Annotated in this window: 25 protein-coding genes and 1 tRNA gene; 14 read left to right on the top strand and 12 right to left on the bottom strand. The window is 70.7% G+C overall.

What is annotated here, in order from left to right; all coding sequences use genetic code 11:
• Nucleotides 1-153 precede the first annotated feature (153 nt).
• From ugpB to ACSBPG_RS26710, 6 genes are all read left to right on the top strand, one after another.
• On the top strand, nt 154-1,470 hold the full coding sequence (ugpB, locus tag ACSBPG_RS26735; protein ID WP_435540292.1) for a sn-glycerol-3-phosphate ABC transporter substrate-binding protein UgpB: 1,317 nt from the start codon (nt 154-156) through the stop codon (nt 1,468-1,470).
• A 135-nt stretch (nt 1,471-1,605) separates the two neighbouring features.
• Nucleotides 1,606-2,490, top strand: a complete 885-nt coding sequence (ugpA, locus tag ACSBPG_RS26730; protein ID WP_435540291.1) for a sn-glycerol-3-phosphate ABC transporter permease UgpA — start codon at nt 1,606-1,608, stop codon at nt 2,488-2,490.
• The gene (gene ugpE, locus ACSBPG_RS26725; protein ID WP_435540290.1) at nt 2,487-3,335 is read left to right on the top strand and encodes a sn-glycerol-3-phosphate ABC transporter permease UgpE; all 849 of its coding nucleotides are present in this window, start codon (nt 2,487-2,489) and stop codon (nt 3,333-3,335) included. The genes ugpA and ugpE overlap by 4 nt, the downstream gene beginning before the upstream one ends.
• A gap of 1 nt (nt 3,336) precedes the next feature.
• Nucleotides 3,337-4,407, top strand: a complete 1,071-nt coding sequence (locus ACSBPG_RS26720) for a sn-glycerol-3-phosphate import ATP-binding protein UgpC (protein WP_435540289.1) — start codon at nt 3,337-3,339, stop codon at nt 4,405-4,407.
• 130 nt (nt 4,408-4,537) lie between these two features.
• A complete protein-coding gene (locus ACSBPG_RS26715) occupies nt 4,538-4,957 on the top strand; it encodes a VOC family protein (protein ID WP_435540288.1) in 420 nt (139 codons plus the stop codon).
• 189 nt (nt 4,958-5,146) lie between these two features.
• Complete coding sequence (locus ACSBPG_RS26710) at nt 5,147-5,584, top strand: VOC family protein (RefSeq protein ID WP_435540287.1); 438 nt, start codon at nt 5,147-5,149, stop codon at nt 5,582-5,584.
• A 172-nt stretch (nt 5,585-5,756) separates the two neighbouring features.
• On the opposite strand, the gene ACSBPG_RS26705 is transcribed toward ACSBPG_RS26710, so the two are convergent.
• Nucleotides 5,757-6,803: a sensor histidine kinase gene (locus tag ACSBPG_RS26705; protein ID WP_435540286.1), complete on the bottom strand. Its 1,047-nt coding sequence runs from the start codon at nt 6,801-6,803 to the stop codon at nt 5,757-5,759.
• Between the two features lie 194 nt (nt 6,804-6,997).
• Between ACSBPG_RS26705 and ACSBPG_RS26700 the strand changes: the two genes are divergently transcribed.
• Nucleotides 6,998-7,711, top strand: a complete 714-nt coding sequence (locus ACSBPG_RS26700; RefSeq protein WP_435540285.1) for a M48 family metallopeptidase — start codon at nt 6,998-7,000, stop codon at nt 7,709-7,711.
• 111 nt (nt 7,712-7,822) lie between these two features.
• Nucleotides 7,823-9,052 (top strand): multidrug effflux MFS transporter, encoded by a 1,230-nt coding sequence (locus ACSBPG_RS26695; RefSeq protein WP_435540284.1) that lies wholly within the window; start codon nt 7,823-7,825, stop codon nt 9,050-9,052.
• Here the strand turns inward: ACSBPG_RS26695 and ACSBPG_RS26690 are convergent.
• Nucleotides 9,000-9,473 (bottom strand): MgtC/SapB family protein, encoded by a 474-nt coding sequence (locus tag ACSBPG_RS26690; protein WP_435540283.1) that lies wholly within the window; start codon nt 9,471-9,473, stop codon nt 9,000-9,002. The two genes, ACSBPG_RS26695 and ACSBPG_RS26690, sit on opposite strands and share 53 nt — an antisense overlap.
• A gap of 457 nt (nt 9,474-9,930) precedes the next feature.
• Here ACSBPG_RS26690 and ACSBPG_RS26685 point away from each other — a divergent pair, with 457 nt between their 5' ends.
• Nucleotides 9,931-11,070, top strand: a complete 1,140-nt coding sequence (locus ACSBPG_RS26685; RefSeq protein ID WP_435540282.1) for a type III PLP-dependent enzyme — start codon at nt 9,931-9,933, stop codon at nt 11,068-11,070.
• A gap of 141 nt (nt 11,071-11,211) precedes the next feature.
• Here the strand turns inward: ACSBPG_RS26685 and ACSBPG_RS26680 are convergent, their stop codons facing one another.
• Nucleotides 11,212-11,436 carry a DUF1127 domain-containing protein gene (locus tag ACSBPG_RS26680; RefSeq protein ID WP_435540281.1) on the bottom strand — a complete coding sequence of 75 codons (225 nt, stop codon included), beginning with the start codon at nt 11,434-11,436 and terminating at the stop codon, nt 11,212-11,214.
• Nucleotides 11,437-11,705: 269 nt separating this feature from the next.
• On the opposite strand from ACSBPG_RS26680, the gene ACSBPG_RS26675 reads away from it, so the two are divergent.
• Together ACSBPG_RS26675 and ACSBPG_RS26670 are read left to right on the top strand one after the other, a co-directional pair.
• Nucleotides 11,706-12,461, top strand: coding sequence for an HAD family hydrolase (locus ACSBPG_RS26675; protein ID WP_435540280.1), 756 nt, complete (start codon nt 11,706-11,708; stop codon nt 12,459-12,461).
• Nucleotides 12,458-12,805: a cupin domain-containing protein gene (locus ACSBPG_RS26670; protein WP_435540279.1), complete on the top strand. Its 348-nt coding sequence runs from the start codon at nt 12,458-12,460 to the stop codon at nt 12,803-12,805. The genes ACSBPG_RS26675 and ACSBPG_RS26670 overlap by 4 nt, the downstream gene beginning before the upstream one ends.
• Here the strand turns inward: ACSBPG_RS26670 and ACSBPG_RS26665 are convergent.
• The 6 genes from ACSBPG_RS26665 to ACSBPG_RS26640 all read right to left on the bottom strand — a co-directional run bounded on the left by ACSBPG_RS26665 (nt 12,784) and on the right by ACSBPG_RS26640 (nt 16,354).
• On the bottom strand, nt 12,784-13,389 hold the full coding sequence (locus tag ACSBPG_RS26665; protein ID WP_435540278.1) for an exonuclease domain-containing protein: 606 nt from the start codon (nt 13,387-13,389) through the stop codon (nt 12,784-12,786). The two genes, ACSBPG_RS26670 and ACSBPG_RS26665, sit on opposite strands and share 22 nt — an antisense overlap.
• The gene (locus ACSBPG_RS26660) at nt 13,386-13,784 is read right to left on the bottom strand and encodes a gamma-butyrobetaine hydroxylase-like domain-containing protein (protein ID WP_435540277.1); all 399 of its coding nucleotides are present in this window, start codon (nt 13,782-13,784) and stop codon (nt 13,386-13,388) included. Before ACSBPG_RS26660 ends, ACSBPG_RS26665 begins: the two co-directional genes overlap by 4 nt.
• A gap of 2 nt (nt 13,785-13,786) precedes the next feature.
• Entirely contained in the window at nt 13,787-14,056 is a 270-nt protein-coding gene (locus ACSBPG_RS26655; protein ID WP_435540276.1) for a Trm112 family protein, read from the bottom strand.
• Between the two features lie 30 nt (nt 14,057-14,086).
• Nucleotides 14,087-14,770 (bottom strand): LON peptidase substrate-binding domain-containing protein, encoded by a 684-nt coding sequence (locus ACSBPG_RS26650; protein WP_435540275.1) that lies wholly within the window; start codon nt 14,768-14,770, stop codon nt 14,087-14,089.
• Between the two features lie 39 nt (nt 14,771-14,809).
• A complete protein-coding gene (trxA, locus tag ACSBPG_RS26645; RefSeq protein ID WP_435540274.1) occupies nt 14,810-15,745 on the bottom strand; it encodes a thioredoxin in 936 nt (311 codons plus the stop codon).
• Between the two features lie 69 nt (nt 15,746-15,814).
• Nucleotides 15,815-16,354 carry a prolyl-tRNA synthetase associated domain-containing protein gene (locus ACSBPG_RS26640; protein ID WP_435540273.1) on the bottom strand — a complete coding sequence of 180 codons (540 nt, stop codon included), beginning with the start codon at nt 16,352-16,354 and terminating at the stop codon, nt 15,815-15,817.
• Between the two features lie 153 nt (nt 16,355-16,507).
• Between ACSBPG_RS26640 and ACSBPG_RS26635 the strand changes: the two genes are divergently transcribed.
• Nucleotides 16,508-16,582 (top strand) — tRNA-Gly (locus ACSBPG_RS26635).
• Between the two features lie 325 nt (nt 16,583-16,907).
• On the opposite strand, the gene ACSBPG_RS26630 is transcribed toward ACSBPG_RS26635, so the two are convergent.
• On the bottom strand, nt 16,908-17,531 hold the full coding sequence (locus ACSBPG_RS26630) for an alpha-ketoglutarate-dependent dioxygenase AlkB (RefSeq protein WP_435540272.1): 624 nt from the start codon (nt 17,529-17,531) through the stop codon (nt 16,908-16,910).
• Between the two features lie 226 nt (nt 17,532-17,757).
• On the bottom strand, nt 17,758-18,663 hold the full coding sequence (locus ACSBPG_RS26625; protein WP_435540271.1) for a LysR family transcriptional regulator: 906 nt from the start codon (nt 18,661-18,663) through the stop codon (nt 17,758-17,760).
• 118 nt (nt 18,664-18,781) lie between these two features.
• On the opposite strand from ACSBPG_RS26625, the gene ACSBPG_RS26620 reads away from it, so the two are divergent.
• The gene (locus tag ACSBPG_RS26620; protein WP_435540270.1) at nt 18,782-19,255 is read left to right on the top strand and encodes a DoxX family protein; all 474 of its coding nucleotides are present in this window, start codon (nt 18,782-18,784) and stop codon (nt 19,253-19,255) included.
• Nucleotides 19,252-19,830, top strand: a complete 579-nt coding sequence (locus tag ACSBPG_RS26615; RefSeq protein ID WP_435540269.1) for a flavodoxin family protein — start codon at nt 19,252-19,254, stop codon at nt 19,828-19,830. The genes ACSBPG_RS26620 and ACSBPG_RS26615 overlap by 4 nt, the downstream gene beginning before the upstream one ends.
• 59 nt (nt 19,831-19,889) lie before the next feature.
• Here ACSBPG_RS26615 and ACSBPG_RS26610 read toward each other — a convergent pair whose 3' ends face one another.
• On the bottom strand, nt 19,890-21,149 hold the full coding sequence (locus ACSBPG_RS26610; RefSeq protein ID WP_435540268.1) for a DUF763 domain-containing protein: 1,260 nt from the start codon (nt 21,147-21,149) through the stop codon (nt 19,890-19,892).
• Between the last annotated feature and the right edge of the window lie 34 nt (nt 21,150-21,183).

Raw genomic sequence — 21,183 nt, 5'->3', positions numbered from 1 at the left:
CTTGCGGCTGTCATAAAACCTTCATACCAATGAGATGCTTCGGCAACAGGACAAGACTAAGGAGCCGGGGCTCGGTGGCGCACGACGGATGACCGGCGCGCAGGCGCGCGGGACCGGTGGGCCGACCGGAGACCATGCACAGGGAGGCACAGGATGTTTCGACTCAAGGCTTTGCTGGCCGGCACCGCGCTCGCGCTGGTGGCGTCGGCCGGGTCCGCCCAGGCGGTCACCGAGCTGCAGTGGTGGCACGCCATGGAGGGCGGCAACAACGAGGTCGTCGAGCAGCTCGCCAAGGAATTCAACGAGTCCCAGGGCGACTACAAGGTCGTGCCCGTCTACAAGGGCAAGTACCCGGAGACGCTCCAGGCCGGCATCGCCGCCTTCCGTGCCAAGCAGGCGCCCCACATCATCCAGGTCTTCGACGTCGGCACCGGCGTCATGATGGCCGCCAAGGGCGCGGTGAAGCCGGTGGCCGAGGTGCTGCGCGAGGCCGGCGGCGCGTTCGACAAGAGCCAGTACCTCGCCGGCATCGTCGGCTATTACTCGACCTCGCAGGGCGAGATGCTGTCGTTCCCGTACAACAGCTCCTCGCCGATCCTCTACTACAACAAGGAGGCCTTCCGTAAGGCCGGCCTCGACGAGAACAAGCCGCCCAAGACCTGGCCGGAGGTGTTCGACGCCGCCCACAAGATCAAGGCGGCGGGCTGGCCCTGCGGCTACACCACGACCTGGCCGACCTGGATCCACCTGGAGAACTTCTCCGCCTGGAACAACCAGCCCTACGCCACCGACGCCAACGGCCTGGACAGCCTGACGCCCAAGCTGAAGATCAACAGCCCGATCAACGTCAAGCACTTCCAGACCCTGGCCGACATGCAGAAGGACGGCTCGTTCAGCTACGGCGGCCGGACGTCCGAGGCGAAGCTGAAGTTCCTCAACGGCGAATGCGCCATCCTGACCGAGTCGTCGGGCGGCCTCGCCGACATTTCCAAGTCGAAGATCGACTACGGCATCGGCCAGCTCCCCTACTACCCCGACGCCGCGGGGGCGCCGCAGAACACCACCCCCGGCGGCGCCTCGCTGTGGGTCTTCGCCGGCAAGAGCCCGGAGGAGTACAAGGGCGTCGGCAAGTTCTTCCAGTTCCTGTCGCAGACGGAGATCCAGTCCCGCCTGCACCAGGTCTCCGGCTACCTCCCGGTCACGCTGGCGGCCTACGAGGCCACCAAGACGTCGGGCTTCTACGACAAGAACCCCGGCCGCGAGACGCCGATCACCCAGATGATGGGCAAGGAGCCGACCGAGAACTCGCGCGGCGTCCGCCTCGTCAACATGCCGCAGGTGCGCGACATCCAGAACGAGGAGATCGAGGCGATGCTGGCCGGCAAGCAGGACGCCAAGACCGCGCTGGACAAGGCGGTCGAACGCTCCAACGCCGCCATCGAGCAGGCCGCCAAGGCGGTCGCGAAGTAAGGACGGGCCGCGTCGGTCCCCCCTCCCAGCCTCCCCCCATCTTCGACGGGGGGAGGGTTGGGAAGGGGGTCCGCACGGCCACGCCTCAACCGGCTCCCTCCCCCGCCGGTGGCGGGGGAGGGAGCAAGGATTCCCATGCAACGACGCGTCATCTTTCCCGGCAAGCTGCTGCCCTACCTGCTGGTGACGCCGCAGATCGTCATCACCGTCGTGTTCTTCTTCTGGCCGGCCTACCAGGCGCTGGAGACCTCGCTCTACCGCGAGGACCCCTTCGGCCTGTCCAGCGCCTTCGTCGGCCTCGAGAACTTCGAGCAGGTGCTGGGCGATCCCGGCTATCTCCATTCGCTGTGGATCACCGCGGTGTTCAGCCTGTCGGTGGCGCTGCTGGCGCTGGCCTCGGGGCTGCTGTTCGCCGCCATGGCCGACCGGGTGGTGCGCGGCAAGACCCTCTACCAGACCCTGCTGATCTGGCCCTACGCGGTGGCGCCGGCGCTGGCCGGCATGCTCTGGCTGTTCCTGTTCTCCCCGGCCATGGGCACGCTCGCCATCTGGCTGCGCCGCGCCGGGGTGGCCTGGGACCCGCTCCTGGACGGCGACCAGGCCATGCTGCTGGTGGTGGTGGCGGCGGCCTGGAAGCAGGTGTCCTACAACTTCCTGTTCTTCCTCGCCGGCATGCAGGCGATCCCGCGCTCGCTCCTGGAGGCTGCCGCGATCGACGGCGCCGGGCCGGCGCGGCGCTTCTGGACCATCGTCTTCCCGCTGCTGTCGCCGACCACCTTCTTCCTGCTGGTGGTCAACACGGTCTACGCCTTCTTCGACACCTTCGGCATCATCCACGCCGTGACCGGCGGCGGCCCGGCCAAGGCGACGGAGACGCTGGTCTACAAGGTCTACAACGACGGCTTCGTCGGCCTCGACCTCGGCGGCTCCTCCGCCCAGTCGGTGATCCTGATGGCCATCGTCGTGGCGCTGACCGTGATCCAGTTCCACTACGTCGAGCGCAAGGTGCACTACGCATGATCGAACGGCGCCCCGTCGGCCGGCTCGTCGCCCACCTCACCCTGGTGCTCGGCATCCTCGTCGTCGCGTTCCCGATCTACTACACCTTCGTCGCCTCGACGCGCACGACGGTGGAGATCCTCGGCCCGCCGCTTCCCCTCTATCCCGGCCCGCACTTCCTGGAGAACTACGCCGGCGCCCTGTTCGGCGGCGTCGGGCGCATCGGCGGGGTGGACGTGGCGCGCCTGCTGTTCAACAGCACGGTGACGGCGCTGGCGATCGCCGTGGGCAAGATCGTCATCTCGATCCTGTCGGCCTACGCCATCGTCTTCTTCCGCTTCCCGCTCCGGATGGTCTTCTTCTGGATGATCTTCCTGACCCTGATGCTGCCGGTCGAGGTGCGCATCCTGCCCACCTACAAGGTGATGGTCGACCTCGGCCTGGTCGACACCTACACCGGCCTGACCCTGCCGCTGATGGCGTCGGCGACGGCGACCTTCCTGTTCCGCCAGTTCTTCCTGACCATCCCCGACGAGCTGCTGGAGGCGGCGCGCATCGACGGCGCCGGTCCCTGGCGCTTCTTCAAGGACATCCTGCTGCCGCTGTCCAAGACCAACATCGCGGCGCTGTTCGTCATCCTCTTCATCTACGGCTGGACCCAGTACCTGTGGCCGCTGCTGGTCACCAACAGCAACGAGATGAACACGATCGTCATCGGCCTGTCGAAGATGATCTCCTTCGCCGACGCCGCCACCGAATGGAACCTGGTGATGGCGACGACGATCCTGGCCATGCTGCCGCCGGTGGCGGTGGTCGTCCTCATGCAGAAATGGTTCGTCAAGGGCCTGGTGGAGAGCGAGAAGTAACATGGCGAACGTCGACATCCGCGCCGTGCGCAAGTCCTACGGCGCCGTCCAGGCCATCAAGGGCATCGACCTCCACGTCGACGACGGCGAGTTCCTGGTGCTGCTCGGCCCGTCCGGCTGCGGCAAGTCCACGCTGCTGCGCATGGTCGCCGGGCTCGAGGAGATCACCGGCGGCGAGGTCGTCATCGGCGGCCGCGTCGTCAACGACCTGGAGCCCAAGGACCGCGACATCGCCATGGTGTTCCAGAACTACGCCCTCTACCCGCACATGAGCGTGTTCGACAACATGGCCTACGGCCTGAAGATCCGCGGCCTCTCCAAGACGGAGATCCAGGCCCGCGTCGACAAGGCGGCGGCGATCCTCGAACTCGGCCCCTTCCTGCAGCGCCGCCCGTCGCAGCTGTCCGGCGGCCAGCGCCAGCGCGTCGCCATGGGCCGCGCCATCGTCCGCGAGCCCGCGGTGTTCCTGTTCGACGAGCCGCTGTCGAACCTGGACGCCAAGCTGCGCACGCAGATGCGGGTGGAGATCAAGCGGCTGCAGGACCGCCTCGGCATCACCTCGCTCTACGTGACGCACGACCAGGTGGAGGCGATGACGCTCGCCGACCGGGTGATGATCATGAACCACGGCGTGGCCGAGCAGGTGGGCACGCCGCTCGAGGTCTACCAGCGCCCGGCCAGCCTGTTCGTCGCCGGCTTCATCGGCGCCCCGCCGATGAACGTGGTGGACGCCGCCCTGGAGACGGACGGCCGGACGGCCGGCCTCGCCGACGGCGTCCGCCTGGCGCTGCCCCGCCCCTACCCGGCCCACGCCGGCCGCGCCGTCAAGCTGGGGGTGCGTCCGGAAGACCTCGCCCCGGCCGCCGACGGTCCTCTGCGCGTGCGCGTCGACCTGGTGGAGGCGCTGGGCGCCGACACGGTGGTGCACGGCCGCCTGCCCGGCGACGAGACGCTGCTCGTCCGCATGCCCGGCCTGCCCGCCTGCCGCGCGGGCGAGACGCTGACCCTGGCCGCCCCGGCGGACGCCTTCCACCTGTTCGACCGCGAGACGGGGCGGCGGATCGACGGGTGAGCGCCGGCCGAGGACGCGGCGACGGGCACGGAAGGGTCCCGGCGTCGGGCCCCCCTCCGATTCCGCCATTCTTCGCGTTGGCAATCCGCAGTAAGCTCGTCGGGCTTTCCGCTTCAGGAGATTCCGCCCGATGACCGCCATCCAGCCCTTCCACCTCGCCTTCCCCGTCCGCGACAAGGAGGAGGCCCGCGCCTTCTACGCCGGCACGCTCGGCTGCGGCATCGGGCGCGAGTCGGACCACTGGATCGACTTCGACCTCTACGGCCACCAGATCGTCGCCCACGTCACCGCCGGGGCCGGGCCCAAGGGCCACAACCCGGTGGACGGCGAGGAGGTGCCGGTGCCGCACTTCGGCGTCGTGCTCGCCTGGGACGACTGGCACGCCCTGGCCGAGAAGCTGCGCGCCGCCGGCGTACGCTTCGTGATCGAGCCGCAGATCCGCTTCAAGGGGCAGGTCGGCGAGCAGGCCACCATGTTCTTCCTCGATCCCAGCGGCAACGCGCTGGAGTTCAAGGCCTTCCAGGACATGGGCCAGCTCTTCGCCCGCTGACACGCGGCGGCCGGGGAGTGGCGGCGCGGCGCCCCGGCCCCACGCTCGCTCGACGCTCCGCTCCTTCGCCGTCCGCCGCCGGGCCACCCCCGCCGAGGCCGTGATCACCGAAGCCGTGATCGCCGCCGGCCTCCGGGGCATCCCAAGCGTCCGTCGTCAGGGCCGGGCGACACTTCGGAGACTGGACACATGGCGCTCAAGCGGATGGACAATGTGGGGATCGTCGTCGAGGACCTCGGCGCGGCGATCGATTTCTTTCGCGAACTCGGCCTCGAGCTCGAAGGACGCGCCACCATCGACGGAGAATGGGCCGGGCGTGTCACTGGACTGGGCGATCAACAGGTCGAGATCGCCATGATGCGCACGCCGGACGGCCACAGCCGGCTCGAGCTCTCCCGCTTCCTCGCGCCGCCGGTCGTCGCCGATCACCGTGACGCCCCGGTCAACGCCCTGGGCTATCTCCGCGTCATGTTCGCCGTGGACGACATCGACGAGACGCTTGAAAGGCTCCGCGCGCGCGGCGCGCAGCTCGTCGGCGACGTCGTCCAGTATAGGGACGTGTATCGGCTCTGTTACATCCGTGGGCCTGAAGGGCTTCTCATCGGCCTCGCCCAGGAACTCGGCTGAGCGCGGCCCGAAGGCGCATGGCGAGGCGTGAGCCGATGCGTCGGCCTCGCCGGCGGCCGGCCGGTGGGCTCCCTGCAGGGCGGGAACGTCACCCCGACCGCATCCGGCGGGGGGACGCCGTGATGGCCGGGGTCCGCGGCCTCTTCCAGGACGTCGGCCGGCTCCTCGCCCGTCAGGCCTCCAGGTCGGCCAGCGCCATCGCTTCGGACGCGGCGTCGGCGAGCGGCGCGGTCACCGAGAAGACCGAGCCGCGGCCGGGGCGCGAGCGCACCGCCACCGCGTGGCCCAACGCCTCGGCGAGACGGCGGGCGATGGCGAGGCCGAAGCCGGCGCCCTTCTTGGCGGCGCTGCCGTGCGCCTTGTGGAAGTCGTCGAAGATGCGCGGCGCGTCGTCGGGATGGAGGCCGGGCCCGCTGTCCCACACCTCGATCCGCACGGCGTCGCCGCACCGGCGCGCCGCCAGCAGCACGCCGCCGCGCTCCGTCAGGCGGACGGCGTTGGACAGGTACTGGCGCAGCAGCCGTTCCAGGAAGGCCGCGTCGCTGCTCACCGACGCGCCGCAGGGCCGCACGATCAGCCGCAGCCCCTTGCCCTCGGCCCCGGCTTCGAATTCCTGGAGGAGCTTGGCGAACAGGTCGTCGAGCGGCACCGCCGCGGCGCCGCCCGGCCGGTCGATGCCGGCCTCGAGCCGGGCGACCTCGACGAGCGAGCGCAGCATGACGTCGGCCCCCTCGATCGCCTGGCCCAGCCGTTCCACCAGATACCGCCCGCCGGAATCGGCGACGCGCTGCAGCAGCAGATGATGGAAGAGCTGCATGGCCTGGAAGGGCTGGCGCAGGTCGTGGTTGGCCGCCGACAGGAAGCGCGCCGCCGCGGTGCGCGCCCGTTCCGCCTCGGCCCGGCCGCCGTCGGCCAGCGCCGCGACCGCCCGGACACGCCGGGCCCCGTCATGGACCGGCGCCAGCCGCACCGCCCCGGCCGCCGGCAGGGCGGTCTCGGCCGGCAAGCCGGTCGCCGCCACCGCCGCGACGGCGTCGGCGAGCGCCGCCGGCAGCCCGGCCGCGACCGCGTCCATTCCTTCCATGTCCGCCACCGTCCGCCCCATGGCCTGCGCCAGCCGGCGGTTCACGACGAGGACGCGCGCGTCCGGCGCGAACAGAGCCAGTCCGTCTCCGCCCGCCGCCAACAGTGCGTCCAGCCACTCTTCCCGGTTCGTCATCGGTCCTGTTCCAAGGCTCCCGGCACCGACGGGCACCGGCCGCCGCCTGCCATGCAATTCTACATGCGACCATGGTGCGGACAAGCAATCCCTGCCGATCGTGACATCAGACATAGGGCTTGAGACAAGTTTGCGATGAATCGCCGGGAACGCCGGTCTGTTGCGCGGCCCCACGGCCGGTCTATAAAGATCCCATGACGATCCGCCGCCCGCCCAAGGCCCCCCGGGCCCTCGCCATCGCCGGCCTGCCGATGCCGCTGGAGCTGCGGGAGAGCGCGCGCACCCGCCGCCTCACCCTGCGGGTCGACGCCGGGCGCGGGCTGATCCAGGTGGTGGTGCCGCCGGGCCTGTCGGAGGCGGAGGTGCGCCGCTTCGTCGACCGGCACGAGGGATGGGTGCGGGCGCGGCTGGCCGCCCTGCCGCCGCAGCTTCCCTTCGCCGACGGCGGCACCGTGCCGTACCTCGGCGAGGACCACCTCATCCGCCATGACGCGGCGCTGCGCGGCGGCACCCGGCGCGCCGGCGGCGCCATCCTGGTGGGCGGCCAGCCGGAGCACGTGGCCCGCCGGGTGCGCGACTTCCTGGTCGCCGAGGCGCGGCGGGTGCTGGCCGAACGGGCGCGCGCGAAGGCGGCCGGCATCGGCGCGCGGGTCGCCGCGGTGACTGTCCGCGACACCCGCAGCCGCTGGGGAAGCTGCTCCGCCACCGGCCGGCTGTCCTTCTCCTGGCGCCTCATCCTCACGCCGGAGCCGGTGCTCGACTACGTCGTCGCCCACGAGGTGGCGCACCTGCGGGAGATGAACCACTCCCCCCGCTTCTGGGCGCTGTGCGCCCGCCTGACCGCCGACGTCGCCGGCCCGCGCGCCTGGCTGCGCAGCAACGGCGCGCGGCTGCTGCGCTACGGCTGACCGGCAATGGCGGCAGCAGGGCTGCCATGCGGCGGCGATCCCGGACCTTCCCCGTGGCGGCCGTCTATGGCTCGATAGCGCCGCCCTCCTCCGACGCCCGACCCCGGACCCATGCCCCGTTCCGACTCCCTCGCCGTCCGCGTGCTGCTGACCGCGCTCGTCGCCTTCGGCCCGCTGTCGACCGACCTCTACCTCCCCTCCCTGCCGGCGCTGGTGCGGGTCTTCGGCACCGACATCGCCACCGTGCAGCTCACCCTGTCGGTCTTCCTGGTCGGCTTCGCCGTGGCGATGCTGGTGTACGGTCCGCTGTCCGACCGCTTCGGCCGGCGGCCGGCGCTGATCGGCGGCATCACGATCTACCTCGTGGCGAGCCTCGCCTGCACCGCCGCGGCGACCGTCGAGCAGCTCATCGTCGCCCGCTTCTTCCAGGCCCTGGGCGCCTGCTGCGGGCCGGTGGTGGCGCGCGCGGTGGTGCGCGACGTGTTCGGCCGCGACCGGGCGGCCACCGTGCTGGCCTACATGACCATGGCGATGGCGCTCGCCCCGGCGGTCGGGCCGGTGCTGGGCGGCGCGCTGACCGAGGTGTTCGGCTGGCGGGCCAACTTCGTGGTGCTGACGGCGATCGCCGTGGCCGTGCTGGCGGCGACCTGGCGGCTGCTCGGCGAGACCAACGCCCACCGCGACGCCGACGCGCTGCGGCCAAGCCGCCTGCTCGGCAACTATCTCGCGCTCCTGCGCAGCCGCGCCTTTCTCGGCTGCGCCCTGACGGTGGCGTTCTCCTACAGCGGCATCTTCGCCTTCATCTCCGGCTCCTCCTTCGTGCTGGTGGACGGGCTTGGGCTGTCGCCGGGGCAATACGGCCTGTGCTTCGGCGTGGTGGTGGTGGGCTACATGATCGGCTCCTTCACGGCGGGGCGGATCAGCGGCCGCGTCGGCTTCCTGCGGATGGTCCGGACCGGCACCTTGATGTCGGCGGCGGGCGGGGTGGCGGGCGCGGCGCTGGCCCTGGCCGGCGTTCCGGGCACCGCCGCCGGCGTCGCCGCCGTCGTCCTGCCCATGGCCCTGTTCAACGTCGGCTGCGGGCTCACCCTGCCCAACGCCATGGCCGGCGCCGTCGGCCCCTACCCGACCATGGCCGGGCTGGCGTCGGCCCTGATGGGCTTCGCGCAGATGGGGATCGCCGCCGCCGTCGGCATCGCCGTCGGCCATCTGCACGACGGCACCGCCGTGCCGATGACGGCGGCCATCGCCCTGGCGGCGCTGGGCGCCGCCGCCGCCGCCTGGAGCCTCATCGGTCCTCGCCGCGGTCGTGGCGGAACAGCCAGCGCTCCAGGGGCTTGAGCCCCACCAGGACGGCCAGGCTGATGCCGGTGGCGAGCAGCGCCACCGTGTAGACGCCGGCGCCGCAGGCGATGCCGAGCGCGCCGGCGATCCAGATCACGGCGGCCGTCGTCGCGCCGTGCACGTCGGCGCCGCGCTGGATGATGACGCCGGCGCTGATGAAGCCGATGGCCTGCGCCAGCCCCTGGATGACGCGGATCGGATCGAGGTCGCTCCGCCCCTCCCGCACCATCAGGGCCCCGTACATCTCCAGCGCCACCAGGGTGGTGGCGGCGGCGCTGACCGCCACCAGCGTGTGCGTGCGCAGGCCGGCGTCCTTGCCGCGGGCCTCGCGGTCGACGCCCAGCACGGCGCCGCACAGGGCGGCCAGCGCCAGGCGCAGCGCCACCTCGTCCAGGGGTATGGTCAGGGTCAGGTCCATTCGCCACCTCCACCGCGCGCCCCTGGCGAAAGGCCGGACACACGCTCATTTTTTTCACCGGAGCCGGCGATTTTTCACTTTGATCCGCCGGCCGTTCGCTCTATGTAACGCCCACTCGCAAGCGCACGTGCCGCTGGCCCGCCCTCGTCCCCATGGGATCCCCCCAACGGATGAGGTGGTTATGCAACGACGTAACGCGTGATCCCCGACCGTCCCTTAAGCAAGGCGGCGTCTTGGAGGTTACGATGGTTGATGTTGTTGTCGGTGGGCCGCGACGGTCCACCCGTCTCCGAAATCTCCCCACACGCATGGGTTCTCCCGGCCAGTCCAGTATGGGCGGCCTGAACGCCTGACCGCTGCCTGCCTTTTTGCGGTTCATCGGCGCGTTCGGCCGCTCCGTACCCGACTCCACACGCCACCGGCTTGTCCCCACTCATCTTGCGTCCGGGAGACTGAGATGACCGAGAAGATTGCGCGCTTTTTCGAAGAGCGACGCCCGCAGACCCCGTGCCTCGTCGTCGACCTCGACGTGGTCGAGCACAACTACCATGCCCTGGCCGACGCGCTGCCCGACGCGCGGATCTTCTACGCCGTGAAGGCGAACCCGGCGCCGGAGATCCTGCGCCTGCTGACCCGCCTCGGCTCGGCCTTCGACACCGCCAGCGTGCCCGAGATCGAGATGGTGCTGGCCGCCGGCTGCCCGCCGGAGCGCATCTCCTACGGCAACACCATCAAGAAGGAGGGCGACATCCGCCGCGCCTTCGAGCTGGGCGTGCGCCTGTTCGCCTACGACAGCGAGGCGGAGCTGGAGAAGATCGCCCGCGCCGCCCCGGGGGCGCGCGTCTTCTGCCGCATCCTGACCTCGGGCGAGGGCGCCGAATGGCCGCTGTCGCGCAAGTTCGGCTGCGACCTGCCGATGGCCCGCGAGCTGCTGGTCAAGGCCAAGGGCATGGGCGTCCAGCCCTGGGGCGTGTCGTTCCACGTCGGCTCCCAGCAGAAGGACCTGAGCCAGTGGGACAAGGCCATCTTCGAGGTGGCGCAGCTCTTCCGCGAGCTCGAGGTGCTGGGGATCGACCTCGGCATGATCAACCTGGGCGGCGGCTTCCCCACCCGCTACCGCACCGACGTGCCGGCCTCGCAGGCCTACGGCCAGGCCATCTTCGACAGCCTGCGCCGCCATTTCGGCAACCGCCTGCCGGAGGCCATCGTCGAGCCCGGGCGCGGCATGGTCGGCTCGGCCGGCGTCATCGAGAGCGAGGTGGTGCTGGTGTCGCGCAAGTCGGCGACCGACCGGAAGCGCTGGGTCTATCTCGACATCGGCAAGTTCGGCGGGCTGGCCGAGACCATGGACGAGGCCATCCAGTACCCCATCGAGGTGCTGGGCACCCCGGCCAACGACGACGAGCCGGAGCCGGTCATCCTCGCCGGCCCCACCTGCGACAGCGCCGACGTGCTCTACGAGAAGGCGGAGTACCGCATGCCCTCCGGCCTGAAGGCCGGCGACCGCGTGCGCATCCACGCCACCGGCGCCTACACCACCACCTACGCCGCCGTCTGCTTCAACGGCTTCGCGCCGCTCCAGCAGTACTGCATCTGACGGCGACGGCCGCCCTCTTCCATCGCGGGAGCGGGCGGCCCCGGGGCCCGCGCCCCACCCTGCTCCCGGACGGCAAAAAGGCCGCATCCCCCTCGGGATGCGGCCTTTTTCCTGCGTCGCCGTCGCGGCGCCCGGGCAGGATCATTCCTGCCAGAAGGGCTTGGCCGCCTCGTGCTCGACGTCGAACTGGGACACGCCGATGTCGCGCATCATGCGCTCGTCCAGCCGGGCCAGTTCGCGGCGGGTGGTGATCCGGTGGCGCCACAGCGCCAGGGTGTCGAAGAGGCTGTCCATGGCGTGCGTCATCGCACCGGCCAGGGAGCCGCGGCCCGTGGGGGCCGAGTGGAAGGTCAGAGACATGATCATGGGTCCGTCGTTCGCACCGCTGACGCCCCTTGATGGCGCCGCCCGTGTGCCGTGCCTGATGGAAAGATAATTACTCTCCCCTTCCCAATTCTACCACCCTCAACTAGACATATCGGGGCTGAGGGAATCGGATGCCTCGCGACGGAATATCACGGATGCCCGAGCGCCGCGGTGCGCCATCGCCGCGGCGCAGGGGCGCTTGCCAGGGCCGCGCCGCTCGTTTAGCTCTACCCCTCCGGCCCATTCCGCCGCCCCTTCCGGGTCCGCCCATGATCGACACCATCGGCTTCGACGGCGACGACACGCTGTGGCACAACGAGTCGCTGTTCTCGATGACGCAGGACCGCTTCCGCGCGCTGCTCGCCCACGCCGCCGACCCGCAGACGCTGGACCGCCGCCTGCTCGAGGCGGAGCGGGCGAACCTGCGCCACTACGGATACGGCATCAAGGGCTTCGTCCTGTCGATGATCGAGACGGCGATCGCCGTCACCGACGGCCGGATCGCCGGCCACGACATCGGCACCCTGGTCGCCTTCGGCAAGACCATGCTGGAGCACCCGGTGGAGCTGCTGGACGGCGCCGTGGCGGCGCTGGACGCGCTGGCCGGCCGCCACCGGCTGCTGCTGATCACCAAGGGCGACCTGTTCGACCAGGAGAGCAAGGTGGCGCGCTCCGGCCTGGCCGAGCGCTTCGCCGCGGTGGAGATCGTCAGCGAGAAGGACCCGGACACCTACCGCCGCATCCTCGACCGCCACGGCGTCGATCCCGCCCGCTTCCTCATGGTCGGCAACTCCGTGCGCTCCGACGTGCTGCCGGTGCTGGCGGTCGGCGCCGCCGCGGTGCACGTGCCCTACCACCTGACCTGGGCCCACGAGGAGGCGGAGCCCCCCGCCGAAGGCTACCGCCGCATCGAGTCGCTGCACGCGCTGCCGGCGGCGGTGGCCCGCCTCGGCGGCGCCGCCTCCCTATCGGCCCCTCTGCCCGCCCCTCCATCCGCCCCCCTGTCCGACAAGGCCCGGCCATGACCCTCGCGCTTCTCGACCCGTCCGCGGCGACGCCGGAGACCGGCGGCCCGGAGCCCGACCGCATCCTCAACGGCAACCCCGTCTTCACCACCTGGAACGCCTACGAGTCGGCCGACGGCAAGCGGTTCGCCGGCGTGTGGTCGTGCACGCCCGGGCGCTGGCGCATCCGCTACGACGAATGGGAGCATTGCCGGATCGTCTCGGGGATCAGCGTCGTCAGCCACGCCGACGGCCGCTCCTGGACGGTGCGGGCGGGCGACAGCTTCGTCATCGAGCCCGGCTTCGAAGGCACCTGGGAGGTGGTGGAGACCACCACCAAGCACTACGTGGTCATCCTGCCGTAGGCGTGGCGCAGGGCCGCCGCCACCATGCGGGCGTCGGCCAGGGCGTCGTGGGCGGCCAGGACGGGCACGCCGGGAAAGTGCCGGTGCAGGTCGCCGCTGCTGATCGGCCGTCCCGGCCGCCCGGCGGCGGCGGCGAGCAGATCGCGCACGTCGTGGAACAGGGCCGCCGGGACCGGCGGCGCCAGCCCGGCCAGGGCACAGTTCTCCCAGACCACCGCGCGGTCGGCCCCGTTGCACAGCACGGCCGCGGCGTCGCCGACGAAGGCGGCGAAGCGCGCCAGCGCCTCCGGCAGGGCAACGGCCTCGCGGTCCAGGCGCGCCTGGTCGATCCCGGTCAGGGCGGTGAAATAGGCGCTGAGGCGCGGGTTGATGCGGGGCCGCGCCAGGACGCTGAAGGCGCCGTCCTCGGCGAAGCCGGCGGCGGGGGCGATCCGCACGGCGCCGATCTGGACGATCTCGCGGTGCTCGCCGGGGCCGCTCCAGCGGCGCGCCAGGGAACCCTCCCAGGCGGTGAACTCCAGGTCGAAGACGACGACCTCCCGGGCCGCCGCGAGGCGGCTCAGGAGGTCCCGGGACCCGCTCACCGGCCGCGCGGCTCCCGGCTCAGCCCCTTCGCCTCGAGCTGCGCCAGATAGTCGGCCCACAGGCGGTCGTGGTCCTCGCCCAGCTCGTACAGGTAGGACCAGGTGTAGATGCCGGTGTCGTGCAGGTCGTCGAAGTGGATGCGCATGGCGTAGTGGCCGACCGGCTCCAGCTTGAGGATGCCGACGTGCTTCTTGCCCCACTGCGTGACCTCCTGGCCGGGCCCGTGCCCCTGCACCTCGGCCGACGGGCTCAGCACGCGCAGATACTCGGCCGGGTAGGAGAAGGTCCGGCCGTTGTCGAACTCGATCTCCAGGCGCCGCTCGTCCGTCTTCAGACGGACCTCGACGGGCCAGAAGCGGGTGCCGCCGTCCGCTCCCTGCGTGGCGTCGCCCATGGTCACGCCCCCGTGCGGCCGGCGTCGGCGTCCGAGTCCAGGCTGCGCGCCTCATCGATCAGCATGATCGGGATGCCGTCGCGGATCGGGTAGGCCAGCCCGGCGCGGTCGCTGATCAGCTCGCCGCGCTCGGCGTCGTAGCGCAGGGGCCCCTTGGTCAGCGGGCAGACCAGGATCTCCAGGAGCTTGCGGTCGACCTGGCCGGTCGCCCTGGGCTCCGGCTCCGGCGCGCCCGTCGCGGTGGAGGCCTGTTCGGGGTGGGATGCGCTCATGGGCCGTCTGCCGTTCCGTGTCGAGGGGGACTAGTGGCGCTGCGCCGCGCAGTCGCCGTCGTGACCGTCGAGAATGGCCATCTCGATCAGCGCGATCAAGAGCCTCGCGCGCTCGGCCAGGCCCGGCGCCTCGAGGAGCGCCTGCTTCTCGCTGGGGGCGAAGGGGCAGATCATCGCCAGCGAGTTGACCAGCCGCTCGTCCGGGGTGGATTCGATGGCGGCGCGGTCGACGGCGATGCCCTGGGCCGCGAGGTAGCGCCGCAGCCCCGCCAGCAGCCGCGGCCGGTCGAACGCGCCGGTGCCGCGGGCCTCGGCGTCGCCGGCGGCGAGGTCGGCGGCGAAACCGTTCCAGGCCGGAACGACGCGGCGGTAGCCGCGCACGCCGTCGAGCTCGCGCGCCACCTTGAAGCGGCACAGGCCGGTCAGGGTGATGAGATAGCGGCCGTCGCCGGTCTGCGAGAAGGCGGTGATGCGCCCGGCCCCGCCGGTGCCGTAGAGGGCGGGGTCGTGGGCGCGCGACGCCGGGTCGGTCGGCTGGATCATGCCGATCAGCCGGTCGCCCGCCATGGCGTCCTCGACCATCGCCAGGTAGCGCGGCTCGAAGATGTTCAGGCGCAGGGGGCAGCGCGGCAGCAGCATCACCCCCGGCAGCGGGAACACGGCCAGGGTGTCGGGCAGGCGGTCGAGGGTCGGGTCGAACGGGCTCCGGCTCATGCCACTAACATAGAGCCCGTCCCCGCCCCGAACAGGACCTTAGCTGAACAGGATCGTCGACAGCCGGCGCCGCGTCTGCACGGTCAGCGGGTCGGTCGGCCCGAACGCCTCGAACAGCTTGACCAGCTGCTTGCGCGCGGCATCGTCGTTCCAGGCGCGGTCGCGGCGCACCAGCTCCAGCAGCTCGTCCACCGCCGCCTCGCGCTTGCCGGCGGCGTAGAGCGCCATGGCGAGGTCGTAGCGGGTCTGGTGGTCGTCCTTGTTGCGGGCCAGCTTCTCCATCAGCTCGGTCACCGGCCCGGCGGCCTTGGCCTGCTCGGCCACCTCGATGGCGGCCTTGGCGGCGGCCAGCTCGGGGCTCTTGGCGAGCTCCTCGGGCGCCGCGGCGATCATGTCCTTGGCCTGCTCGAGGTCCTCCAGGGCGATGTGGCAGCGCACCATGCCGGCGTAGGCCGCGGCGTTGGCGCCGTCGTGCTGCAGGATCTGGCTGTAGATGTCGGCGGCGGTGGCGGGATCGCCGGCCTCCAGCGCCTGGCGGGCGTGGCCCAGCGCCTCCTCCAGCACCGCGGCGACGTCGTCGCCGCCGGCCCCGCCGGCCAGCTTCGCCAGCCGGTCGACCCACTGCTTGATCTGCGACTCCGGCTGGGCGCCGACGAAGGCGTCGACCGGGCGCCCCTGGAAGAAGGCGTAGACCGCCGGGATCGACTGCACGCGCAGCTGCTGGGCGATCATCGGGTTCTGGTCGGTGTCGATCTTGACCATGCGCACCGCGCCCTTGGCGGCGCGCACGACCTTCTCCAGGATCGGGCCGAGCTGCTTGCAGGGGCCGCACCAGGGAGCCCAGAAATCGACGATCACCGGCACGGTCCGCGACGCCTCGATCACGTCGGCCATGAAGGTGCGGTCGCTGCTGTCCTTGACGAGGTCGGCGGCGCCGGGGGCGGCACCGGTGTTGGCGGGCGGCGGAGAGAACATGGCGGTCTTTTCCCGTTTGAAATCTGCGTGATTAAATGAGCGCGCGGACGGTCGCGAACAAGAGTTGGCTCATCCCCCGCCGTCGCGGCCGAAATCGACGACCCGCGGCTCGTGCCCGCAGGCGCGGATGAAGCGCAGCAGGTCGGCCGGCCGGAGCGCCGTGGTGCGGTCGTTGGCCAGGGGGTGGTAGTTCAGCGGGTCGTGCTCCAGCATCGCCTGCTGCAGCACCACGCCGACCCGCCGCTCGCGGTCGTTGATCAGCGCGAACGGGGTCACCGAGCCCGGCCGCACCCCCAGCACCTCCCACAGCCGCTCGGCCGAGGCGAAGGACAGGCGGGCCGAGCCGATCACCTTGTCGAAGCCGTTGAGCGCCACCGGCGCGTCCTCCAGCGCCACGACCAGCCAGTAGAGGCCCTTCTTGTCCTTGAGGAAGAGGTTCTTGCAATGGCCGCCCGGCAGCTCGCCGCGCAGCGCCTTGCTCTCCTCCACCGTGAACAGCGGCGGGTGCTGGTGGGTGACGGCGGGGATGCCGAGCTCGGCCAGCCGCGCCAGGAGCTGCTCCGGCGAGGTCGGCAGGGGGGCGTGGGGCGCGGGATCGGTGTCGGTCATGCCCGGCTTTTACCGCGCGCTGCCGGGTCCGTCCAGCCGTCCGCGAAAAGCGCCAACATGACGCTTGCATTGCGTCGGCCGATCTGTATAGTCCGCCGCACGCCGCCGGCGGGCCGCCCGACAGGGCCGGAACCGGCGATGCCGCAACGGAGCGCGGGCGTAGCTCAGGGGTAGAGCACAACCTTGCCAAGGTTGGGGTCGAGGGTTCGAATCCCTTCGCCCGCTCCAGTTTTCCCAAGGGAAATCAAAGTCTTACGAGACGGGCTGGAGATCTTCTCCGGCCCTTCGTCGTTTCGGGGACACGTTGGGGGACACGGGCCGGCAGAAATGGGCCGGCAGAAATCCGCGGCGGATAGGCCTGTCCGGCGCCAGAGTGTCACCGCCTTGCCGTCCCGTGGCGTCGCCAGCAGCTTCCCGAATGGGGCGCCGTGCCAGTCGCAGGGCCGCAGGATGACCGGGATGGTCCGGCACAGACCTTCGGCATCGCCGCTCCGGAAGACCTTGCCCCGGTATGGGAGCCGGCCGGATTCCACCGGGACGGCGCGCTGTGGCGCTACGCACCATAAGGGGAGCGACCGGCGTCCTCCGCCAGGATCATGGTCCGGAACGTGACCGACACCCGCCGGCGGCGGGTGATCCGCAGGCCGTCCACCATGTCCGACCTGCGGGCCGGAATCTCGTGCTGCCAGTCATAGCGCGCCGGGCCGGACAGCACGAGCAGACTGCGCTCTTCCAACAGCACACTGTCGACGGCACCGGTGCCGGGATGCAGGAACCGCATCACGCACGGTGATCCGAGGCTCAGGATCACGATGCGCGGGCCGAAGCACGGCACGCAGTCGGTATGGGCGGAAATCCCCTGCCCCGGCACATACTCGTTGACGATGACCTGCTCCGCCAGAGCGTTCAGGTGATCGGGGCCGGAGACCGTCCGGGCCAGGGCATGCAGCCAGTCCGGCAACGGCCCGAGGTACGCATCGCGTCCGGCCGTCCGCGATCTGTAGTCATAGCGGTACCCGTAGTGCTGCGCGCGGCGCTTCAGATCGGTAAGCCACGGCCGGCGGTCGATCTCGTCCAGCAGACCGCCCTCCTCCTCGGCCGACATGCAGTCCGCAACGTACGTCAGGCCCGCTATCGGCGGCAGGTGGTGGCGAACGGGCAGGTCAAGGGCCAGCATCACCGCACATCCCCATTGTTGATCGGCGCGAACACCCAGGCTCCAAACGTCGTCTTGTCTTCGATCGCGCTGTCATTATCATTTGTTTTGGTATGCTCATATCCGGGAAAGTCATCCGGCTCAAATGGAAACGGGCCATATACCTTGAAGCCCGCATCATCTGCCGCTTCCGAAAACTGAAAGCATCCGTCGTAATGCGCGTCGGCCTTTGGCCCATCGGGCTCCCCTATTCGAGATAGGGCGTGAGCACCTCTTCAATCCATGTCATGAAGATGCGGACGCGGCGCGACAGGTTCCGTCGGTGCGCCACGACAAGGGACACGTCGAGCGGCTCGGGGCGGACATCCGGCAGAACCTCCACCAGCGCTCCGCTCTCCAGATGTCGGCGTATTCCCGTAAACGCAGCCTGGATCAGGCCAAGGCCGGCCAGGCCGGCGGCCTCGTAGGTCTGCACGCTGTTCACGTGCAACGCCCCCGGCAACGGAAGCGTTGCATAGGTGTCGCCGTCCGGATACTCCCACCCGTAGGGCCTGGCGCCGAGGGTCCGGCTGTAATGGATCGTCCGGTGATCCTGCAGCCTCAGATCCTCCAGCGTCCTGGGGGTGCCGTGACGCGCGAGATATGCCGGGCTGGCGGCATTCACCATGCGCAGCCGGCCCAGCGGACGGGCGATGAGCGTCTCGTCCCCGATCGGTCCGAGCCGCAGAACGCAGTCGAACCCCTCCTCGACCAGATCCACCTGCCGATCCGTGCTCGACACCTCCAGCTCCAGTTCGGGCCAGGAGGCCATGAACTCCGGCAAGGCCGGTACGAGTGTCGTGCGCGCCAGCTCGGTCGGCAGATCGACCCGAAGACGGCCCCGCAGCGCCACGCGATCCCCCGCGAACATCGATCGCAGGTCGTCGAAATCCGTCAGCAGATTTCGCGCACGTTCGTGAAAGCTCCGCCCGTCCTCGGTCAACCGCACGCTGCGCGTCGTCCGATGCAGGAGCCTGACGCCCAAATCCTCCTCAAGCTGCCGGACGACCGTCGAGGCGCGCCCCTTCTGGATGCCCAGACTCTCCGCCGCGCGGCTGAAGCTGCGCATTTCGGCGACCCGGACGAAGATGAGGAGATGCTCGAGATCGTGCATGCGCAGGCCTCTTAATGTTCTACCTCGAGAGAACAATGCGTTCTATTTGACGTAATTTATCATACCAATATGGCACGATAAACAAGGGACCGGAACGGCGCTTCACGGGAGGGGCATCATGCTGGAGAGAGCGACACCGGATCGTCTGCATTGGATCGGGCGTTCGGCAACCGCCCTGGCCGCCGCGGCGCTGCTGCTGGACGGCGCGGTGCAATTCCTCGCCCCCGATCTGGCTGCGGGCATGCTGCGGGAGGTCGGGTTCGCGCCGACCATCGCCCCCGTACTGGGAACGTTCATGGTCGCCTGCGCCGTCCTTTATGCCATTCCGGCCACGGCATTCCTCGGTGCGATCCTCGCGACGGGATTTCTGGGAGGGGCGATGTGCGCCCATGTCCGGCTGGGTGAGCTGGGGACTCCCCCCGAACTCATCTCCCTGCTGCTCGGCGTGCTGGTCTGGGGCGGTCTTTATCTTAGCGACCCGAACCTCCGCACCCTCCTGCCGATCCGCAAACGGCCCGCCAAGTGGCGATCCTCCGGCCGCGCGAGCGACCGCATCGCCAACGCAACGTTGAACATCGGGAAATCACCATGACACAGACCAAGATCACCACCGCCGTCGTCTATCACTCGGGCTACGGCCACACGCACCGCGTCGCCGAGGCGGTCGCCGGTGGAGCGGCAGGCACGCTCATCGCGATCGACCCCGAGGGCAACATCCCCGAAAGCGCGTGGGAGACGCTTCTCGCCGCGGACGCCATCATCTTCGGCTCGCCGACCTACATGGGCGGCCCGAGCTGGCAGTTCAAAAAATTCGCCGACGACAGTTCGAAGCCGTGGTTCGCCGAAAAGTGGAAGGACAAGATCTTCGGCGGCTTCACCAACAGCGCCACCCTCAACGGCGACAAGCTCAACACGCTGCAATACTTCGTCCTGCTCGCCGGGCAGCACGGCGGCATCTGGGTGAGCCTCGGCATCAAACCGTCGAACGTGAAAGCCTCCAAGCGCGACGATCCGAACCGGATCGGCTCCTATATCGGCCCGATGGCGCAGTCGGACGCGGATGCCGCCCCCGAGGAGATGTCGGAAGGCGACCTTGAAACCGCGCGTCTGTATGGCGTTCGCGTCGCGGAAATCGCCGGCCGTTTCGCGGCGGCGCGGGCTGCCTGACCCGCGTTCCCCGGATGCGGGCGTTGCCGCCCATCACCTCCGGCCGCCTTCCGCCCCGGTCAGCCCGCCCCGTCGGCGGCGCCGGCGTCCCGCTCCCAGCCGAACACGCTGCGCCCGCCGTAGTCCGCCGAGCGCCGGCGCTCCTCCGCCAGGAACGCCGGCAGCGACGGCCCATCGGCGGTGCGTTCCAGCGCCCGCGCCTGGGCGTCGAGGCGGCGGATGGCGTCGAGGCGCTCGTCGTTGCCCAGCTTCGCCTTGGCGAGCGCCGCCTTCAGCACGTCGATGGTCTGGTCGAACACCCGGGTGGGCACGGGGAAGGGGTGGCGGTCCTTGCCGCCGTGGGCCAGCGAGAAGCGCGCCGGGTCGGCGAAGCGGCAGGGCGCGCCGTGCACCACCTCGGCGACCAGGGCCAGCGAGCGCACCGTGCGGGCGCCGACGCCCGGCACCAGCAGCAGGTCGGCGAAGTCGGCCGGCCCGGCCTCGGCCGCCGCGGCGAGCGCGCCGTGCAGACGGCGCATGATCACGTCGCCGGGGCGCACGTCGTGGTGGCCGGGCATCACCAGATGCGGCAGCAGCGGCTGCGCCGGCTCCGGCTCCGGCGGCCGGTCGGCCCGCTCCAGCGCCGCCACCTCGCGCACCAGCCCGTCCGGGCCCAGCCCGTGCAGCAGGTCGAGCTGGCGGCGCCGCGAGGCGGCGGCGCGGCGGTCGGTGAGGTTGACGATCTCGCCCCGGCTGCGGCCGTCGATCGCCGCATGGGGCGCCTCGACGAAACTCGTCACCCCCTCCGACAGCCAGTGGTAGCGCCGCGCCAGCCGGCTGTCGCCGTTCATGCCCTGCTGCACCACCACCCACTTGCCGTCGTCGGCGACGACGAAGCCGTGGAGATAGAGGTCGAAGCCGTCCTGCACGGCGGCGCTGTCGACCTTGGCGACCAGCCGGCTGGCGCGGGCGAGCGCCGCCCCGTCGATGCCCACCCGCTCGCCGACGGCGGCCAACTCCCCGGGGGTCTGGCGCGACTGGCCGCCGCGGCCGCCGCAGACGTGGAGGCCGAGCTCGCCGGCCCGCGGCGCCAGCCCCCGCTTCAGCGCGCCGATGACGCTGGTGGTGATGCCCGAGGAGTGCCAGTCCATCCCCATGACGGCGCCGAAGGACTGGAACCAGAAGGGATGGGCGAGGCGGCGCAGCACCTCGTCGCGCCCGTAATGGTGGGCGATCGCCTCCACCATGACGGCGCCCAGCCGGGCCATGCGCCGGCCCAGCCACGCCGGAACCCGGCCGTTGTGGAGCGGCAGATCGGCGCTGCCGGCGCGGCGTGCCATGGGGGCCTCCGGAAGGAACGGACAACGAACATCC

This window comes from Azospirillum sp. ST 5-10, assembly GCF_051225715.1.
Lineage (GTDB): Bacteria > Pseudomonadota > Alphaproteobacteria > Azospirillales > Azospirillaceae > Azospirillum.
The sequence above is the reverse complement of the archived record's forward strand: the minus strand, read 5'-3'. Positions and strand labels throughout refer to the sequence as shown.

What these genes read in the sequence shown, in the direction of transcription:
- ugpB (WP_435540292.1), top strand. Translation starts at nt 154, where the DNA reads ATGTTTCGACTCAAGGCTTTGCTGGCCGGCACCGCGCTCGCGCTGGTG.
- ugpA (WP_435540291.1), top strand. Translation starts at nt 1,606, where the DNA reads ATGCAACGACGCGTCATCTTTCCCGGCAAGCTGCTGCCCTACCTGCTG.
- ugpE (WP_435540290.1), top strand. Translation starts at nt 2,487, where the DNA reads ATGATCGAACGGCGCCCCGTCGGCCGGCTCGTCGCCCACCTCACCCTG.
- ACSBPG_RS26720 (WP_435540289.1), top strand. Translation starts at nt 3,337, where the DNA reads ATGGCGAACGTCGACATCCGCGCCGTGCGCAAGTCCTACGGCGCCGTC.
- ACSBPG_RS26715 (WP_435540288.1), top strand. Translation starts at nt 4,538, where the DNA reads ATGACCGCCATCCAGCCCTTCCACCTCGCCTTCCCCGTCCGCGACAAG.
- ACSBPG_RS26710 (WP_435540287.1), top strand. Translation starts at nt 5,147, where the DNA reads ATGGCGCTCAAGCGGATGGACAATGTGGGGATCGTCGTCGAGGACCTC.
- ACSBPG_RS26705 (WP_435540286.1), bottom strand. Translation starts at nt 6,803, where the DNA reads ATGACGAACCGGGAAGAGTGGCTGGACGCACTGTTGGCGGCGGGCGGA.
- ACSBPG_RS26700 (WP_435540285.1), top strand. Translation starts at nt 6,998, where the DNA reads ATGACGATCCGCCGCCCGCCCAAGGCCCCCCGGGCCCTCGCCATCGCC.
- ACSBPG_RS26695 (WP_435540284.1), top strand. Translation starts at nt 7,823, where the DNA reads ATGCCCCGTTCCGACTCCCTCGCCGTCCGCGTGCTGCTGACCGCGCTC.
- ACSBPG_RS26690 (WP_435540283.1), bottom strand. Translation starts at nt 9,473, where the DNA reads ATGGACCTGACCCTGACCATACCCCTGGACGAGGTGGCGCTGCGCCTG.
- ACSBPG_RS26685 (WP_435540282.1), top strand. Translation starts at nt 9,931, where the DNA reads ATGACCGAGAAGATTGCGCGCTTTTTCGAAGAGCGACGCCCGCAGACC.
- ACSBPG_RS26680 (WP_435540281.1), bottom strand. Translation starts at nt 11,436, where the DNA reads ATGATCATGTCTCTGACCTTCCACTCGGCCCCCACGGGCCGCGGCTCC.
- ACSBPG_RS26675 (WP_435540280.1), top strand. Translation starts at nt 11,706, where the DNA reads ATGATCGACACCATCGGCTTCGACGGCGACGACACGCTGTGGCACAAC.
- ACSBPG_RS26670 (WP_435540279.1), top strand. Translation starts at nt 12,458, where the DNA reads ATGACCCTCGCGCTTCTCGACCCGTCCGCGGCGACGCCGGAGACCGGC.
- ACSBPG_RS26660 (WP_435540277.1), bottom strand. Translation starts at nt 13,784, where the DNA reads ATGGGCGACGCCACGCAGGGAGCGGACGGCGGCACCCGCTTCTGGCCC.
- ACSBPG_RS26655 (WP_435540276.1), bottom strand. Translation starts at nt 14,056, where the DNA reads ATGAGCGCATCCCACCCCGAACAGGCCTCCACCGCGACGGGCGCGCCG.
- ACSBPG_RS26650 (WP_435540275.1), bottom strand. Translation starts at nt 14,770, where the DNA reads ATGAGCCGGAGCCCGTTCGACCCGACCCTCGACCGCCTGCCCGACACC.
- trxA (WP_435540274.1), bottom strand. Translation starts at nt 15,745, where the DNA reads ATGTTCTCTCCGCCGCCCGCCAACACCGGTGCCGCCCCCGGCGCCGCC.
- ACSBPG_RS26640 (WP_435540273.1), bottom strand. Translation starts at nt 16,354, where the DNA reads ATGACCGACACCGATCCCGCGCCCCACGCCCCCCTGCCGACCTCGCCG.
- ACSBPG_RS26630 (WP_435540272.1), bottom strand. Translation starts at nt 17,531, where the DNA reads ATGCTGGCCCTTGACCTGCCCGTTCGCCACCACCTGCCGCCGATAGCG.
- ACSBPG_RS26625 (WP_435540271.1), bottom strand. Translation starts at nt 18,663, where the DNA reads ATGCACGATCTCGAGCATCTCCTCATCTTCGTCCGGGTCGCCGAAATG.
- ACSBPG_RS26620 (WP_435540270.1), top strand. Translation starts at nt 18,782, where the DNA reads ATGCTGGAGAGAGCGACACCGGATCGTCTGCATTGGATCGGGCGTTCG.
- ACSBPG_RS26615 (WP_435540269.1), top strand. Translation starts at nt 19,252, where the DNA reads ATGACACAGACCAAGATCACCACCGCCGTCGTCTATCACTCGGGCTAC.
- ACSBPG_RS26610 (WP_435540268.1), bottom strand. Translation starts at nt 21,149, where the DNA reads ATGGCACGCCGCGCCGGCAGCGCCGATCTGCCGCTCCACAACGGCCGG.